The organism is Achromobacter arsenitoxydans SY8, assembly GCF_000236785.1.
In the GTDB taxonomy this organism is placed as follows: Bacteria; Pseudomonadota; Gammaproteobacteria; order Burkholderiales; family Burkholderiaceae_B; genus Achromobacter; species Achromobacter arsenitoxydans.
Map to the genome: position 1 here is coordinate 20045 of NZ_AGUF01000052.1, position 17041 is coordinate 37085.

15 protein-coding genes are annotated in these 17041 nt (G+C 64.3%); 3 read left to right on the forward strand and 12 right to left on the reverse strand.

Going from position 1 to position 17041, the window contains the following annotated elements; genetic code table 11:
- Positions 1-14: 14 nt before the first annotated feature.
- Together KYC_RS14240 and KYC_RS14245 are read right to left on the reverse strand one after the other, a co-directional pair.
- A complete protein-coding gene (locus KYC_RS14240; protein WP_008163393.1) occupies positions 15-809 on the reverse strand; it encodes an enoyl-CoA hydratase in 795 nt (264 codons plus the stop codon).
- A 44-nt stretch (positions 810-853) separates the two neighbouring features.
- Complete coding sequence (locus KYC_RS14245; RefSeq protein ID WP_008163394.1) at positions 854-2056, reverse strand: multidrug effflux MFS transporter; 1203 nt, start codon at positions 2054-2056, stop codon at positions 854-856.
- A gap of 99 nt (positions 2057-2155) precedes the next feature.
- On the opposite strand from KYC_RS14245, the gene KYC_RS14250 reads away from it, so the two are divergent.
- Positions 2156-2476, forward strand: a complete 321-nt coding sequence (locus tag KYC_RS14250; RefSeq protein WP_008163395.1) for an Rdx family protein — start codon at positions 2156-2158, stop codon at positions 2474-2476.
- Between the two features lie 78 nt (positions 2477-2554).
- Here KYC_RS14250 and KYC_RS14255 read toward each other — a convergent pair whose 3' ends face one another.
- From KYC_RS14255 to KYC_RS14275, 5 genes are all read right to left on the reverse strand, one after another.
- Positions 2555-4081, reverse strand: coding sequence for a tripartite tricarboxylate transporter permease (locus KYC_RS14255; protein ID WP_008163396.1), 1527 nt, complete (start codon positions 4079-4081; stop codon positions 2555-2557).
- Between the two features lie 3 nt (positions 4082-4084).
- Positions 4085-4555 carry a tripartite tricarboxylate transporter TctB family protein gene (locus tag KYC_RS14260; RefSeq protein WP_008163397.1) on the reverse strand — a complete coding sequence of 157 codons (471 nt, stop codon included), beginning with the start codon at positions 4553-4555 and terminating at the stop codon, positions 4085-4087.
- A 236-nt stretch (positions 4556-4791) separates the two neighbouring features.
- Positions 4792-5271 carry a nuclear transport factor 2 family protein gene (locus tag KYC_RS14265; protein ID WP_008163398.1) on the reverse strand — a complete coding sequence of 160 codons (480 nt, stop codon included), beginning with the start codon at positions 5269-5271 and terminating at the stop codon, positions 4792-4794.
- 63 nt (positions 5272-5334) lie between these two features.
- Complete coding sequence (locus KYC_RS14270) at positions 5335-5913, reverse strand: TetR/AcrR family transcriptional regulator (RefSeq protein WP_008163399.1); 579 nt, start codon at positions 5911-5913, stop codon at positions 5335-5337.
- Positions 5914-5973: 60 nt separating this feature from the next.
- The gene (locus KYC_RS14275) at positions 5974-6201 is read right to left on the reverse strand and encodes a TonB-dependent receptor (RefSeq protein ID WP_008163401.1); all 228 of its coding nucleotides are present in this window, start codon (positions 6199-6201) and stop codon (positions 5974-5976) included.
- Positions 6202-6428: 227 nt separating this feature from the next.
- Between KYC_RS14275 and KYC_RS29660 the strand changes: the two genes are divergently transcribed.
- Complete coding sequence (locus KYC_RS29660) at positions 6429-6584, forward strand: hypothetical protein (RefSeq protein ID WP_008163402.1); 156 nt, start codon at positions 6429-6431, stop codon at positions 6582-6584.
- 7 nt (positions 6585-6591) lie between these two features.
- Here KYC_RS29660 and KYC_RS14280 read toward each other — a convergent pair whose 3' ends face one another.
- The 3 genes from KYC_RS14280 to KYC_RS14290 all read right to left on the reverse strand — a co-directional run bounded on the left by KYC_RS14280 (position 6592) and on the right by KYC_RS14290 (position 11251).
- Positions 6592-8310, reverse strand: a complete 1719-nt coding sequence (locus KYC_RS14280) for a GGDEF domain-containing protein (RefSeq protein WP_238531927.1) — start codon at positions 8308-8310, stop codon at positions 6592-6594.
- A gap of 225 nt (positions 8311-8535) precedes the next feature.
- A complete protein-coding gene (locus KYC_RS14285; protein WP_008163407.1) occupies positions 8536-10086 on the reverse strand; it encodes a sensor domain-containing diguanylate cyclase in 1551 nt (516 codons plus the stop codon).
- A gap of 85 nt (positions 10087-10171) precedes the next feature.
- Complete coding sequence (locus KYC_RS14290) at positions 10172-11251, reverse strand: site-specific integrase (RefSeq protein ID WP_008163408.1); 1080 nt, start codon at positions 11249-11251, stop codon at positions 10172-10174.
- A 367-nt stretch (positions 11252-11618) separates the two neighbouring features.
- On the opposite strand from KYC_RS14290, the gene KYC_RS14295 reads away from it, so the two are divergent.
- A complete protein-coding gene (locus tag KYC_RS14295; RefSeq protein WP_008163409.1) occupies positions 11619-12644 on the forward strand; it encodes a DNA-binding protein in 1026 nt (341 codons plus the stop codon).
- Between the two features lie 71 nt (positions 12645-12715).
- Here the strand turns inward: KYC_RS14295 and KYC_RS14300 are convergent, their stop codons facing one another.
- Positions 12716-13384, reverse strand: coding sequence for a response regulator (locus KYC_RS14300; protein WP_008163410.1), 669 nt, complete (start codon positions 13382-13384; stop codon positions 12716-12718).
- A 377-nt stretch (positions 13385-13761) separates the two neighbouring features.
- Positions 13762-17034, reverse strand: coding sequence for a hybrid sensor histidine kinase/response regulator (locus KYC_RS14305; RefSeq protein ID WP_008163411.1), 3273 nt, complete (start codon positions 17032-17034; stop codon positions 13762-13764).
- Positions 17035-17041 lie beyond the last annotated feature (7 nt).

Sequence of the window (17041 nt, forward strand, 5' to 3'; positions counted from 1 at the left end):
CGCCGCCTGCGCTTTCAGGACGTCCAGCGGGCAGGGCGCTTCTGCAGGAAGGCGTCTATGCCTTCGCACGCATCGGCTTCCATCATGTTCCTGGCCATCACGTCGCCCGCATAATCGTAGGCGTCGGCCAGCGCCATCTGGCGCTGCTTGTAGAACATGCGCTTGCCGTAACGCACCGCTGCCGGGCTCTTGGCCAGGATGTCGTCGACCAGCGCGCGCACCCGCGCATCCAGCTCCGCATCCGGCACGGCGTGGTTGATCAAACCCCAGTCGGCCGCCTGGGCCGCATCAATGAAACGGGCGGTCATCAGCATCTCGAACGCGCGCTTGGCCGACACATTGCGGCTGAGCGCGACGGCCGGGGTGGCGCAGAACAGCCCCACATTGATTCCAGACACGGCAAACTTCGCGGAGTCGGCGGCGACGGCCAGGTCGCAGCTTGCCACCAGCTGGCAGCCCGCCGCCGTGGCAATACCGTGCACCTTGGCGATGACGGGCACGGGCAGCGCCTGCAGTCCCTGCATGACGCTGCCGCACTTGCGGAACAGTTCGCGGTAGTAGTCCAGCGAGGGCTGGCTGCGCATTTCGCGCAGATCGTGGCCAGCGCAGAAGGCGCGCCCCTCGGATTCCAGCACCACGCAGCGCACGCCGGGATCGCGGGCCAGCACATCAATTTCCTGCTGCAAGGCGGCCAGCAGGGCCTCCGATAGCGCATTGAATTGGGACGGGCGGTTCAGGCGCAGCGTGACGACGCCGCCTTCGGCACTGCGCAGGAGCGGCTGCGGGTCCGCCTTGTTCTCTAGGGTCATGTCGCCTCCAGGAAGGGGTGTCCCCGGATACTAGCTCACGACGGTCAGGATGCGTGCGTCAGGCGCTTCGCGATGGCGGGCGACAGGCACAGCAATGGCGCGACGATGGCCGCACCCACCACCGCCATGGCCAACTGCGGCGCCATGCCGCTGTCCAGCAGCACGGTCGCGATGACCGCCGAACCGCTCATCTGGAAAAGGCCGTAGACTGCCGCGGCGGTGCCCGCGCGCTCGGCAAAGGGCTCCAGCGCCAGGCTCAGCCCGGAACCGAGGGCCAGCGAGAACCCCACGGTCAGTACGGCCACCGGCAGCATGAATATCCAGGCCGACATCGGCGCCCACAGCCAGGCGCAGAAATGCATGACCGATGCCAGCAGCAGGGCCGCCATGCCGACGCGCACCATGGTGTGGCGGCCAAAGCGCGCGATAAAGGTCGGCGCCAGGAAGAACGCCGCGATGTTGATTGCTGCATTGCCGCCGAACCAGGCCGAGAACCCCAGCTCGGAATAGCCCAGCTGCTGCACCAGCACCACGGGCGCGGCGGACACGAACACCAGGATCATCGCCATGCCGGCCATGCCGAACGCCGCGAAGTACAGGAAGCGGCCGCTCGCGGCGATGGGCGCATAGCGGCGCAGGCTGTACAGCGCGCCTTGGCGCTGGGGGGACGGCGCTCGGGTTTCCTCGAAACGCCGGGCCAGCAGCGCGGCCAGCGCCAGCGCAAACACGGCCATGAACACGAAGGTGCTGCGCCAGCCCGCATGCAGCGCCAGCACGCCGCCCAGCATCGGCGCCAGCGCGGGCACCGAGCACAGCGCACCGTTCAGGTAGCTGTACACGCGCGCGCCCACCGCCGGACTGAAGCAATCGCGCACCGCAGCGAACGCCACCAGCGACGCCGAGCAGGCGCCCAGGCCCTGGATCACGCGCGCCGCGTAGAACGCCTCCAGCGACGTGGCGGCCGCGCCCAGTGCGGAACCCAGCAGGTACGCCAACGCGCCCGCCAACGCCACGGGCCGGCGGCCATAGCGGTCGGCGAGCGGGCCGATCAGGACCTGCCCGACACCCACCGCGAAGATGAACAGGGTGATGCTGGCCTGCAGCGCGCCGATGGGCTCGCCAAAGCCCAGCGCCATGGCGGGCAGCGAGGGGAGATAGATGTCGATGGCCATCGGCGTAAGCGTGACCAGTCCCATCAGTAGACCGATCAGCCAGCGCTGGCCTCGGGGCGTCAAGGCAGACTTCATTGCAGGCTCTGGGCTCGTTGCGAACCCGGGAAAACCCGACATTATCCATGATCAACCGGGCCCGAGCCGGAATCCCGGCTCGCGTAGAATATTTTCCCCATGAACCCGCCCGCCTTGCGCCCTCGCATCGTCATCCTGTATTGCACGCAGTGCCAATGGCTGCTGCGCGCCGGCTGGATGGCCCAGGAACTGTTGTCCACCTTTTCGACGGACCTTGGCGAAGTCGTGCTGCAGCCCGGCACCGGCGGCATATTCCAGATCACGTACAACGGCGACCTGATCTGGGACCGCAAGCGCGATGGCGGATTCCCTGAGGCCAAGGTGCTCAAGCAGCGCGTGCGCGACCGCCTCGACCCGGGCCGCTCGCTGGGCCACATTGATGGCCATGGAGCGGCGCCTGCCGGCGATCCCGGCCTCTGAACGCCGCGCGCAAGGCCAAAAAAACGCCGGTCCCGAAGGACCGGCCAAAGCAGCACTACCCCAAAAATCGACGCCCGCTTACGCGGCCGACTCCGCGCGTTGCACCGCCTCCCGCGCCTTGCGCTGGCGCATCGCCGACGTCGCCAGCAGCGCGATCAGCGCCACGCACGCCAGGATGAAGCCCAGGCTGATGGGACGCGAGACGAAGATCGACAATTCGCCGCGCGACAGCAGCAGGGCGCGCCGGAAGTTCTCTTCCACCATCGGCCCCAGCACGAAACCCAGCAACAGCGGCGCCGGCTCGAATCGCAAGCGGATCAGCGCGTAGCCCGCAGCGCCGAACAGGGTCACCATCCCCACATCGAACAGGTTGTTGTTCGTGCTGTATACGCCCACGCAGACAAAGAACAGCGCGGCGGGGAACAGGTAGCGGAACGGCACTGTCAGCAGGCGCACCCACATGCCGATCAGCGGCAGGTTCAGCAACAGCAGCAGCACGTTGCCGACCCAGAAGCTGGCGATCAGCCCCCAGAACATGTCCGCGTGCTCGATCATCATTTGCGGACCCGGCTGGATGCCGTGGATGATCAGCGCGCCCAGCATCAGCGCCATGACAGGATCGCCGGGGATGCCCAGGCTCATGGTCGGAATGAAGCTGGTCTGCGTCGATGCGCTGGTCGCGGCTTCCGGTCCGGCGATGCCTTCGATGGCGCCGCGGCCGAAGCGGCGCGGTTCGCGCGCGACCTTCTTTTCCGTCGCATAGGAAATGAAGGAAGCGATCGTCGGGCCGGTGCCGGGCAGGATCCCGAACGCCGCGCCGATGGCGGTTCCGCGCACCAGTGCGCCGCGCGACTGCTTGATGTCGCCGGCTTCGGGCCGCATAGATTTCAGGCTGACCTTCGCCGACGTGACCTTGCTGTCGCCGCCGATGCGGTTGATGTTCTTCAGGAAGTCCGCCACGCCGAACAGGCCCATGGCCAGCGCCACGATCTGCAGGCCATCCGACAGTTCCAGGACGCCGAAGTGAAAGCGCATCGTGCCCGTGTTCACGTCCGTGCCCACAACGCCCAACAGCAGGCCGACCACCACCATCGCAACGCCCTTGATCGCAGAGCCCTTGGCCAGCGTCGCGCCTGCCAGCAGGCCCAGCATCATCATCGAGAAGTACTCGGCGGGACCGAACTTGAACGCCACGTCCACCAGCATCGGTGAGAACAGGATCATCGCCAGAATGCCCACCGACGCGCCGCAGAACGACGAGAACATCAGCATGAACAGCGCGGACCCGGCCTTGCCGTTGCGCGCCAGCGGATTGCCGTCCAGGCAGGCCACCGCGTGCGATGCCGTACCCGGCAGGTTCAGCATGATCGACGTGATGCCGCCGCCATATTGCGATCCGTAGTAGATGCCGGACAGCATCACCAGCGCCGCGGTGGGCGTCATGGTGTAGGTCAGCGGCAGCAGGATAGAGATCGCGGCCAGCACGCCCATGCCCGGCAGCACGCCGATCAGGTTGCCCATGAATACGCCGAACACGGCCCACATCAGGTTGTCCAGCGCGAACGCGACCGAAAACCCGTGCATCAGGTTATTGAAGATTTCCATCTATCAGCCCCAGCGGAACAGCGGAAACTGCAGCTGCAGCGCCCAGGAGAAAACAGCTACGCCAAGCACCGTCACGCCGGCGGCAAGCAGGGCCGCGGTGCGCCAGGTGTGCTGGCGATCGCCCATGGCCGATACGAAGACCAGCACGAAGGTCGCGGGCACCAGGCCGCCGAACTTGCCGACCAGGATGAAGGCCAGCAGGCCGCCGATGATGCAGCCCCAGCCACGCCATTCCGGCGGCGGGACCTCTTCGGCGTCCTCTTCGGCCACGGTAGGCGAGGCCGCCATCTTCGCGATCATCAGGCCCAGCAGGACCAGCAGAACGCCCAGGATCGCCGGGAACATGCCCGGTCCCATGCGCGCAAGGCTGCCCAGTGTGTATGTCGACGCCTGCGCGATGGCGCCCAGGCCCAGCACGATCATCGTGCCCGCGGCCCACGCCTCGCGCCTGACGGCGCTGCGTTTTGATTGCATGGTCTGTCCTCCCTTTGTTGTGCTTTTGACTGACGTGTGTCTGAACAAAAGCTGACACTGCAATGAATGCGGGAGTCTAAAAATCCAAACTTCCGTTCACCTTTCAAGGAATCGGAAAGTTGCGCGGCAGCGCTGCATTTGCCGTAAAACCGGGGGAAATCCCTAGGGCTCGCAATGCAAAGCGGCGACTTGCAATGCAAGCCGCCGCCACGTTGCGCAGAGCGCGCGGGATCGTTCTACAGGCCCAGTTCCGACAGGCCCGGATGATCGTCGGGACGCCGGCCCAGCGGCCAGCGGAACTTGCGGTCCGCCTCCTTGATGGGCAGGTCATTGATGCAGGCATAGCGGTTGATCATCAGGCCGTCTTCGCCGAACTCCCAGTTCTCGTTGCCGTAAGAGCGGAACCAGTTGCCGGAATCGTCGTGCCACTCGTAGGCATAGCGCACCGCGATGCGGTTGTCGGTGAAGGCCCACAGTTCCTTGATCAGCCGGTAATCCAGTTCGCGCGCCCATTTGCGCGACAGGAAAGCGCGCGCCTCATCGCGGCTCTTCACGAACTCGGCGCGGTTGCGCCAGTGGGTGTCCAGGGTATAGGCCAGCGCCACCTTGTCGGGGTCGCGGCTGTTCCAGCCATCTTCTGCCAGGCGCACTTTCTGCACGGCGCTCTTGTGCGTAAACGGGGGTAGGGGCGGGCGGACTTCAGGGGTCGACGACATGGCGGGCCTCGCGGCAGGGGTTGGAAAGCGGGGTGGGGAATTCGAAAGTATTGGATCGAGGCGTCACGCCTCGGCGGCCAGCAGCGCGGCCGCGGCGCGTTCCGCGCTGTCGGTGATGGACAGGTCGCCGGTCACCGTCGCCACGGCGATGGCGCCGTCGATCAGCACCAGGAGCTGGCGCGCGCATTCTTCAGCCTGCGCCAGGCCGGCGTCCCGCGCCAGCACGGTCACGTGGGCCAACAAGCGCGCTTTGTGAAGCCGGGCCACCTGGCGTATGGGGCTGTCTGCATCGCCGACCTCGCCGGCGGCATTGATGAACGCGCACCCGCGGAAGCCCTCTGACGCAAACCATGCGCGCAGCGCGTCGAAGATCGACATGAGGCGCGCGCGCGGCGTGGGGGCCGTTGTCGTGGCCCCGATGAACCACTGCATCCAGCGCTCGTCGCGCGCCTGCAGGGCCGCGGCCACCAGGGCTTCCTTGGTGCCGTAGTGCTTGTAGATGCTCTTGCGTGCGACGCCAGACGTCTTGACGATCTGATCCATGCCAGTGGCGTGGATGCCGCCGCCATAGATCAGGTGCTCGGTTGCGCGCAGCAGCTTTTCCTGCACGTCGGACGGGGATTCATGGGGAATGGCGGACATGGAGAATGATCGTTCTCATTGCAATGCGCAGATGGTAGAACGATCATTCTCTGGCGTCAATCACCAGTTGTAGCGCAGCGTGGCCAGCACGACGCGGCCCGGGCCGTAAAAGCACAGGTTGACGTTGTTGCAAGAGGCCACGTATTCCTTGTCGAACAGGTTCGACGCATTCAGGCTTAGCGTGGCGCCCTTCATTGCCGAGCTGGCGCGGCCCAGGTCATAGCGGATCGCCGCGTCGGCCAGCGTCACCGCCGGCACCTTCACGGCATTGTCTTGGTTGCGCTCCAAAGCGTCCTTGCGACTTTGTTCCTGATCATTATTTTGCTGGCTATTTCTGTCAAGATCGCGCTATAATCGACGATTCTTCAGCAAAACTATAAAAACGAGCTGACGAATATTTCCCGGCGGCGCCGTCTCTTGAATGCTCCCCCCGCATCCACGGGCATTCATGGCGCGCCTGAATCTGTGCGTTGCGCTTGGGCGGGGGAAGCACGCGTCTCTGTAGGAGCACGCTTATGTCTCATCAATTGGCTGCCAAGAAGGGAAGCTTCGAGATCCCTCCGCTGAACTGGAAAGCCCCCGACGCCAACAAGCAGTCCGACCGCCGCGATTCCGCGCCCGCGGATGCAAATTCCAGCAAGAAGGCAGAAGCTTCAAGCTCCAAGTCCTGACGCGCGCTCAGCCCAAGGTGCGTTGCTGCACCTGATTGCGCCCGTTCATTTTCGCCAGATAGAGCAGTTCGTCCGCGCAGCGGAATAGCTGGCCCGCGGATTCGGCGTGGCTCCAGGATATACAGGCCACGCCGAAGCTTGCGGTCAGCCTGATTGCCGCGCCGCTTTCCGCCGTAAGCGGCCGCGCGCAGATACAGGCCCGCATGCGTTCAGCCATTTCGATCGCCTGTTGCGCATTGCGGGTCCTGCACAGCACGGCAAACTCTTCTCCGCCCACACGCGCCACCACGTCGGACTGGCGCCAAGTCTTGCGGCACAAATCCGCCACGATCTTGAGCGCCTGGTCGCCGCTGGCGTGGCCATGCGTGTCGTTGATCAGCTTGAAGTGATCAATATCGAACAGGATGAACGCCAGCATAGGCTGGTTTTCGTCCCATTCCGCCCGGGCCGCTTCAAAGCGCTTTTCGAACGCGCGCCGGTTCAGCAGGCCGGTCAGATGGTCAGTTTCCGCCATGTGCGCCAAATCTGCGATCAATTGGTCGCGCTCGGCTTCCAACCGCTTGCGGGCCGCCGAGTTTTCTTTCAGCACCCGCAGCGCGCTGAATATTTCCTCCACCTCGCCCGCATACTTGCCCGGCGGAATGCGCGCGGGCGCCGCGCCGCTGGCGATCGAACCGATGATGCGCGTGGCCAGCGCAAACGGCTGGATCACCCGTTTGCGGAACTGCACCAGCGCCAGCGCCAAGGCAGCGACCAGCAGGGCGGTGGCCCCAAGCGTGATGGATAGCAGGCGCGCCGCGGCGCTGCGGTGCCCCTCGATATGCCGCTCCATTTCGTCCAGCACCACGTCGCGGAACTGGGTGATGGACGCCATCAGCGGCACATAGATTTCAGACAGGGTCAGCATGGTCACCGACGGCTCGTCGGATTGTTGCGACGCCTGGTCGCGCACCCGGGCCAGGTAGTCGAGGCCGTCGTTGAAGTAGCGCTGTTCCATGCGCGCATAGACCTGCGATGCGCGCACATCGGGATGGGTGGCCATGCGTGCGTCGATCAGCGCCCGCAGCCCTTGGATCCGCCCCAGCACGCGCTCGATGCGGAATTGTTCCTCGGCGCTCAGCTTGCGCTGGCGCGTCAGCGCGGGTGTGTAGGTAGAGCCCAGCAAGCCCGCCTGTTCGCGCAAGTCGCTGGCCAGCAGGGCCAGCGACAACAGACTGGGAGCATTGGCCTCATTGCGCATAACCAGCCCGGCGTTAGCCAACATGCTGGCCTGCCATTGCGGAATAACCCGCACCATGCCGTTCACGGTGTCCCAAAGCAATTGACCGGTCAGCTGTTCTCGCGGCGTCGCGATGCGCTGGTCCGCCACCAGGCGCGCGGCGTCTAGCGCCTGGCGGATGCGTTCGACCTCCGCGCGATCCGCATCGTCAACAGGGTTCGGGGAATTCGGATACAGCGCCAGCAGGTCGGCGATCGACGCGTCGGTGCGCGCGCGGGCTGCGTCCAGCGACGCCAGGACCGCGGCCGGCACGGGAAGGTCCGATCCCAGCGCAGCATTCATCGGGCCGCGTTCCGCCGACGCCAGCTCCATCACCCGGATCGTTGCGCGCACCATGCCGAAGGCCTGCCGGGCCTCGGACGCCGCGCCATGAGAGCGCCAGCTCTGGAAGAGCAGGATGCCCGCCAGCACCGCCACCAGCGACAGCATCCCCGCAGCGAGCGTCATGAAATGGCGTTCCAGGGATTTCGACGCGGAGGCGGGGCGCAACATACTCGGCAAGCGGTTCCATGCGAAGTCTAGGCTGCGCAGGATACTGTAATTGCGCGCGCAACGTCGCCGAATTGGCAGTAATCCCCTGATTTAGATCGTCTCGGGCAATACTATGTCGCAGCAATTCTTTTAATTGCAATTTCCTGCGAAAACTTGCATGGCTACTCGGATTGGCGCGGTTCACGCCTCGTGCATCACCACGCGGTTTCTGCCTTGCTGCTTGGCTGCGTACAGCGCCGCATCGGCGGCCTTGAATGCTTCGTCCACATCCGGTCCGCTGGACGGCCACTGGGCCACGCCGGCGGATATCGTCACACTGCTGGCCCCGCGCATCTGCCGCTGCGCTATGTGCGCGCGCAACCGTTCCGCGACATGGGTGGCCTCGCGCGCGCCTACGTCGGGCAGCAGGATCAGGAATTCCTCGCCGCCGTTGCGGCACAACACGTCCGACGGGCGCGAACACTCGCGCATGACCCGCGCCATGTCCCGAATCACTTCATCGCCCACGTTGTGCCCGTAGGTGTCGTTGATCTGCTTGAAATGGTCGATGTCCAGGGCCACGACCGAAAACGGCGTGCTACAGGCCTGCATCTGGTCCACCGCGTCCTGGGTGCCGCGCCGGTTGCGCAGGCCGGTCAGAGGATCGGTAATGGTGGCCAGGTTCAGCTTGCCGATCTTGTCCTGCAGGCTCGTGAAGCTCCAGATCACTGCCCGCTTGAGGCGTTCCGCCTCGAAATACCAGGCCTTGACCGAGTGCACCCGCTGCATCGCGACCGCCACGTCCTGGTGCTCTACGTTGGTGGCAAGCTGGGATAAGGGCAGGGAAATCATCCGGGCGCACCACCAGATCGCCAAGAGGAACGCCAGCGCCAGCGGGGCCGCATAGCCCACCAGGGCCCAGATCAGGTCGTGAATGGGCTCGAGCGTGACCTGCGCGGGCCGCTGCGCGATCACACCCCAGCCGCTCATCGCCACAGGCGCATAACCGGCCAGCATGTCCACGCCCCGCGTGTTCACCACGCGCTGCGCGCCAGCATTGCCTTTCGTCACGGCGGCCACCACCGGATTGGACAGCACGACCTCGCCCACGCGGGCCGCCTCGGTGTGATAGATCAGCCGCCCGTCGCTGTCCACCACGTATAGGTATGACCCGTCCTGGTAATGGTGCTTGCCCAGCAGATCCTGCAACACGCTTTCGTTGCGCAGGTAGATCGTGCCCGCCACGTAACCCAGGTAGGCGCCGTCATTGGAAAAAATCGGGTGCGACAGATTGATCAGCAGGTTGCCCGCGATAGATACGTAGGGTTTGCTGATCAGCGGCTGCCTGGATTTCAGGGCGGCGCGGCTGCCGGGACTGTCCACCTGCGTGCCAAGGAAACTGCGAGAAGTCTGCGTGGTAGCCAGGATGGTGCCGTCCGGGCCCACCACGCCCACCGAATTGAAACTGTCGGTCTGCTGCTGCATCCGCATCACTTCGGCGGCAAGCCTGTCCGCAGACCCTATCAATTCCGGCAGGTGGCGGGCGCTGTAGCCCAGCTGCTGCTGGGCGGACTTCAGGAAACCGTCTGTGCTTTCCGCCAGCTTGGCGGCATAGACCCGGTTCGATTCCAGCGTATTCAAGATCAATTGCTCGCGTTGCACGCGATAACTGGCGTACAGCGCGTTTGCGGTGGCGGCGATGGCGCTGAGGATGGTAAGCGCAAGCACGAGCCCGCGAAGGTTGATTTGCATGGGGTCAGGTCAGGCGGGGGAGGGGCTGGCCGGCGCGCGTTGATTGTTATGCCGCTGCCGGTATTACGGCAGATCCGGCGCTTTCCTATAGGTGCGAATCCTGGGGATCGTCCAACAGGCGGGCGGCGGGAGACTGCAGGGCTGAGCCTGCGCGGAAATAGCCCATGACCGTAGCCACGCTGGCGTGGCCCGTCATGGCCATCGTGTCGCCCAACGGGATATTGCGCCGGCCGGCTTCGGTCACGAAGCCCGAGCGCAGGCTGTGCGCCGAAAACGCGCCGTCCAGTCCGGCCAGCTCGCACCGCTCCAGCACAATGTCCCGCACCGCGGCCGCGGCCAGCGGCTCGCCGATCACACCGCCACGGCGCACCCGGCGAAAGATCGGCCCCTGGCGGATGCCGCTGGCCGCCAGCCAGCCGTCCAGCGCCAGCGCGGCCGCGCCCAGGATCGGCTTCTGGTCGTCCGCGCGGGCGGCGCCGGCCTGGTTGGTCTTGGACTGCGCCATCGTGTACAGATAGCCGTCCGGCGTGCGTTGCGTGTTCTCCATGGTCGCCCGCACCACCTCCGAGCGCCGCCGGCCGCCGCTGGCCCATGCGAACAGCAGCAAAGCGCGGTCGCGCTTGCCGCGCAGCGTGTCGTCGCAGGTGTCCAGCATGGCCTGCAGCGGCTCGCGCGTCAGGGCCTCTTTCCTGGCGGGCGCGACGCCGCGCCGGGCATAGGCGCGGCGGGTCTTCGAAAGCAGTTCCCGCACCGTGGCGCTGCGGCAGGGGTTCGGATGGCCGTGCAGTTCGTGCGCCTTGGACAGCACCGACAAACGCTGCAGCAGCGTATTCAAGCTGGGAGCGCCCAGGCGCCCCTTGGCCTTCAGGCGCACCAGCTCGCGGTCGAGCGCCAGCGGCAATTCCCACTTGAGTCCATGGTCGGTGGACCGCTGCGCATGGTCCACCACAAACTGAATGACTGCCGCCTCCGGAACGGGCAGGGCGAACATCCGCCCGTAACGCAGCTCGAACCAGGCCGTCCAGTAGCGGATGGCGGCCCGGTAGCTGGAAGCCGTGTTGGCGGAACTGCCTTCGCGCAGTAGCCCCCGCACAGCCGCGTCCGCTTGCGCGTCGAGCGTCTGCGGATCCAGCAGAGGAAGCGAAGCGAGCAGCTTCAGCGGCATTCCGGTTGTCTCGTTCATCGCGTGATTTTAGGGCGTATGGCGCGTCCATCCGGTTTCAGGCGGCAGTTCAGAATCCGTCCCGGGCAGGGTGCGGGCGGTGCAAGATCGGCCGGCGGCTTGGTCGGAATCCATGTCGCACGCCTTTCAGGCGCGCGGCCGGGTACCGTCCGCGCCGACGGCCTGGGCAGATGCTCGGGCGTTCCGAAAGTGCCGTCGGCACGAACTTCGCAGTGTCGTGCCGGCCAAATCCCATCGTTTGTTTTAAATAATACATATCGTGTACGATATATAACACAGACAGAAAATTACCGACGATAAGATTCCATTATCGTGGGTAATTTATCCGACTTCACACAAGGACTTGGCCATGGCCACGGGAATCACCGAATCCGACGTATGGGCCGCCGCCGATGCGCTGCTGCTTGAAGGCGCCCGGCCCACCATTGAGCGTGTGCGCCAAAAGATCGGCCGGGGTTCGCCCAATACGGTCAGTCCGCACCTGGACGCGTGGTTCCGCGCATTGGGATCGCGCATCGCGGATCCAGGCGCCTTCGCGGCTGCGCCGGAAATTCCCAGTCCCATTGCCCAGGCCGCCGCGCATTTCTGGGAAGCGGCCCTGGCTGCCGCCCGTGGCGAGCAGGCCCAGGCCTATCAGCAACGCTGGGAAGAGCTGGCCAGGGAAGGGGAGCGCTTTGCCTCCCGGGCCGAGCAACTGCAGCAGCGCGAGGCCCACCTGCTTAACCGCGAGCGCGATCTGCAGGAAAGCCTGAAGCTCGCCACCACACAACTCGAGGCCACGGAAGAACGGCTAAAAGCGGTCGAAGCGCAAGTGCGCCAGCGCGATCAAGCCCTGGCGGCGGCCCAGGCAAGCCTGGCCGACTCGCGCGGCGCCTGCCAGACGCTTCTAGAGGAAGCGGATGCGATGCGCGAATTGCACGCGCAGGCGCTTGCCACGCGGGATTCGCGCCATGCCGCCCATGAGCGCCGCTGGCTGAACGAACTGGACGCGGAGCGGGGCGCAGTCAAGCGCCTGCAAGCGCGGCTGGATGACCTGCAAGCAGCAAGCCTTCGACAAACCGAGGAACTGCGGCAGGCCTTGGCGACCGCACAGGAAAAGCAGCGCGCGGCAGAACAGCTGACGCAGGCGCAGCGGGCCCAGGCCCAGTCCGACCTGCGCCAAAGCGAAGACCGGGCCTTAGCGGCCGAACAAGCGTTGCAGGCCAGCCAGGCGCGCGAATCGGACCTTAACAACCGACTGGCCGCCTCGACAGCGCAAGCCGGTGAACTCTTCTCGCAGCTGAAATCCCGGGACGAGCAATTCGGCGACCTGGCACGTCATCTGCTGGCCCTGCAACAGCCGGCCGGACCCGATGCCACGCCGCCGCAGGCATAGGCGGCACGGCACGAAATTGCGGCGCGTGGGTTTGAATCCACGCGCCACTATGGTTGGCGAGAATCCGTTGATCAGGAAAACCCCTGTTCGTCGGCGTACCTGAGCAGTTCGGCGTTGGTCTCGATGTTCAGCTTGCGCATTGCGGATTGCTTCTGCGTGCCGATGGTGGCGACGGAGCGATGGAGCCTGCGGGCGATTTCGGTCACGGACAGGCCGGCCGCAAACATTCGGACAACTTCCAGTTCCTTCGGCGATAGTCCCTTGGTCTTGCCGGCCCGGCCCATGGTCACATCATTGTGGCTAAGCCGCTGGCTGATGGTTTCCGACAGAATGGTCTCTTTCTCAGTCAAGGCGCGCACGCAGATTGCCACCAGGACGTCGATGGGTTCTTCCTTGCTGACGATGCCGACCACCCCGACTTGCCGCAATTGATTGAGGATGCCGCTGTTCGACAGCATGGTGAACACCACGATGGGAATGTGCGGAAACATGCGCTGTAAACGCTGGATGAGGCGCAAACCATCTTCGTCGGGCGACGTGGATCGCATCGAAAAATCGGTAACGATCAGATGGCAGGAGTGCTCCTGTATGGCCGTGACCAACTCCAGACCGGATCGGGCTGTGGCGACTACTTCGAATCCAGGGATTTCATTGAGCGAATCAGCTAGCGCGAGCGATATGACTGGGTGATCGTCCGCAACGATAATGCGCACATTCTGGCCAAACGGCAGTTTGCTCATGGATGGGTCATCCAGTATGCAATCATTCGAGCCTGGTGAGTCCTGCGGGGGGGAAACCTGTCCGGCCAGCGGAAGTTGGTTCGTGGGCCGATCCAAGCAAGGGGCGCCAGGATGCTCAGTGCTTCCTTCGTTGACCATTTTATGTCCAAACTCAGCTGAAAAGGCTAGAAAAAACGGACGAGGTTCTGCGATCAATTTCTGCGCCAAGGGCGTAGAAATCGCGTGAATCTAACGTTTTGTTTGATCTATCCGAATAGAAAAATTTCGAAAAATATATTTACATCAACGGTGTGCTGAGCCAAAGAGGCGGCCACGGGCCGCCCCAGCCAAGCTGACAAGCCAATTTCTGGTTCTTTCTTGTTTAGATAGTCAGCCGCTCATACATTCGCCACCATGTCCCGCAGCAGCTTCAGCACGTCCTGGCCTTCCGCCTGGGCGGTGGTGTCGAAGCCATCGCTGCGCAGCATAGCCTCCAGCGCTTCCAGCCGCGCGGTCAGCGTTGTCATCTGCATGACGCTCAGCGCGCCGCGCATCCTGTGCAGGATTCTTGCAAGCTGCCGCAGATCGTCCGATTCCAGCGCGTGTTCCATTTCAGCGAGATCGGCCTCCATCGTGCTGACGAACAATGCCCGGTATTTGGCAGGAACGGCCGGAGGGGCGCCCGCCTCGGGCGTTGTCGACAGCGGAAGCGCTGCGGGTTCGGCAACCCCGGCGGAGGGCGTCCCGCAGCCCTGGAGGTGACGCAGCAAGGTGCTCAGGCTTATGGGTTTGACTAGCCAGGAGGTCATCCCCGCGGCCAGGCAGCGTTCTTCTTCTTCGCGCATCGCATTGGCCGTGAAGCCGATGATGGGGATGGTGGCGCCCCTGGCTCGCAGCTCACGCGCCAGTTCGTAGCCATTCATTTGCGGCATGTTGACGTCGGTCAGCACCACGTCGTATTTCGACAGCCCCCAATACATGAGCGCCTCTGATCCGTCCGAAGTCAGGGTCACTTCGCACCCCAGTTGCTCGAGCTGCTGCCGCAGTGTGGCCTGGTTGATCGGGTTGTCTTCAGCGACCAGGACCGACAGGCCCAGAGGGGCGAAGCCGGCGGGTCCCGATTTGACCAATAGCGAGGATTCGCCCCGTACGGCGGCCAGAATACCGGCGGCGATATGGTCGATGCTGGTGATGACCCTGATCGTGCGCGCGGAAGTCTGTTTGTCGACAGCGCTTGCCAGCACGTGACGACCCGGCCAGTTCAGGACTTCAAGGCTGCTGTCGTACAGCACGTCCAGCAGCACATCGTCGGGCGTTCCCGCAGCGAGCGGGTCCGGCGCCGGGGCTGCCTTCGCGCCCCAGCGCTTGAGCCACTGGCAGACGTTGTCGGTCAACTCATGGTGGGGGCTGCGGACAAGGACGCTGATGTCGCTCAGGTCCGGCGCGTTGGCCGGCTGGCCAGTTACCACCGGCAGCGCCAGTTCCAGCGAAAAGCTGCTGCCGAGACCGAGTGCGCTGGTGACGCGGATTTCGCTGCCCATCAGCTTGGCCAGGCGGGCGCATATGGATAGGCCGATGCCTGCGCCGCGCACCGTATGAGACGTGCTGTCGATCTGGTGAAAGGGAACGAAAAGCCGCGCCTGTTCTTCCTTGCCGATGCCAACACCCGTGTCGACGACCTGAAGAATCAGGTGTGTCTTGTTCTCCTGCACGCTGGACACTCCCAGGCGCACGATCACGTGCCCGGAGTGGCTGAACTTGATGGCGTTGCTCAAGAGGTTGCTGAGGATCTGCCGGATGCGCACGGCGTCGCCGGTCATCCATTCCGGCACGGCGACGTCCACGCAGGAAAACAGCAGCAGGCCTTTCTGGGCCGCCGTCGCGGCATAGGAGTTGGTGCAACTTTGCACGAGCTCGCGCGGGTTGAAGTCGACGGATTCCAGCACAAGCTGATCGGTTTCGATCTTGGTGATGTCCAGGATGTCGCTGATAAGCTGCAGCAGGATCGCCGAAGAACTCTGCATGCGCTCCAGATGCTGGCGCTGATTGCTGTCCAGCCTGGTCAGACTCATCAGTTCCAGTGTTCCCAGCACCCCGTAAAGCGGCGTGCGGATTTCATGGCTCATCGTGGCAAGAAATGTCGACTTGGCTTCGCTGGCCTTGTCCGCTTCCCGTTTGGCGTCGGCCAGCGTTTGTTCAATGACGGCGCGGGCGCTGATATCGGAAAACGCGCACAGCACCACGTCCTGATTGTTGTACCGCGTTGGCGCATAGGCGACGTACAGCGGCCGGCCGTCGGTGGCCTGGAAGCTTGCTATCGTGCCGGGGCCAGTGGCGCCCAGCACCTGGCGCAGGAACAGATTCGTTTCCGACGAATTGTCCAGCTGTCCGCCAACTTCAGCTTCCAGCCATTGCAGGGCCAGGCCGTTTCCGAACACGACGTTGCCGGCCGGGCGGGAAAGCACACATAGGGCGACGGGGGCGGTTTCAATCATCGTCCGGCTGAATTCCTCTTTTTCGACGATATCGCGCTGGGCCTTCAGCGCCGGCGCGATGACCTGGCGGTTGTACCAGCGGGAAGAAACGATGCCCGTGCCCAGGCTTAGCAACAGCAGCGCACCCACAAGCGCCGGCACCCAGAGGTTGTCCTGGAAAAAGGCGCCATAGCTCACGCGGTACACCCCGGACCATATGCCGGAAGAGTCCGTGATGCGCAGCACGATGCCATCAGCCGTATACCGCAGTCCGTCCTGGGACAGAATGGGTTCAGGCCCTTCGCCGAGCAGCAAGCCTTCGTTTCGGTGCGACAGCCAGAATCCGCCATGTAGCGGGCGCCGCATGGTCTTTTCGAACAGGTTGATCCGCTGGCTGTTGAACTGCGTGGCTGCGTACACCGCGGATGGAGAGCCCTGGCTGTTGCTCCAGACGGCCTGGGGCATATCGGCGTAGATGAGCCCGAGCATGCTTCCAGACAGCGCTTCGGACCTGAACCAATGGACGCGGCTTGCCGCAGCGGCCTCATTGCCGCCAGGCACGTCCAGGTCGATCAGGCGCTGGTGCGCCGCCTTCAAGCGGCGCAGTTCGGCCCGCACCGAGTCCGTGACCGCCAGATACGTGCGAAAGTCCAGTTGGTCGAAGCCGGAAGGGGCCCCGACCGCAGGCACGCTGAGGCTGAGGCTGTCGGATTCATTGATCAGGAAGATTGGCGAGGCGTGGTAATAGGAAGACGCCCAGAAGCTTGCGTAGAAATTTGCCACGAATCCGCCCAGGTTCGCCAGCCTGCGGCCGGCTGTCGAGCATTCCGAGGTATCCTCGCAGCCCAGCGAGAAGGGCATTTCCACCGTCGAACGCTGTCCTTCGAAGATACGCATGCTGTAGCGTTCCGGCACGGCCGCCGCCCGCAGGGAGACTCCCGCGGGTTCGCCTTCCAGGGGCAGGGCAGAGTTCTTCGAGCGCAGTTTGCCAAGGAATTCCTCCTGGGCGTGGATGTAGCCGATGAAGATGGAGAATCCCTGGGTCAGCCGCTCGCGTTCTTGGTCGACGATCCGGTTCAACCCCCAGTAAAGTGCTCCCACCAGCACCACAGCGAAGGGAAGGACTCCGAAAAGGACGAAATTCAACCAGCGCGACGTGCGCGTGATTCTGGTGAAAGGGGTGTCCTGCTTGCCCATGGCCGTC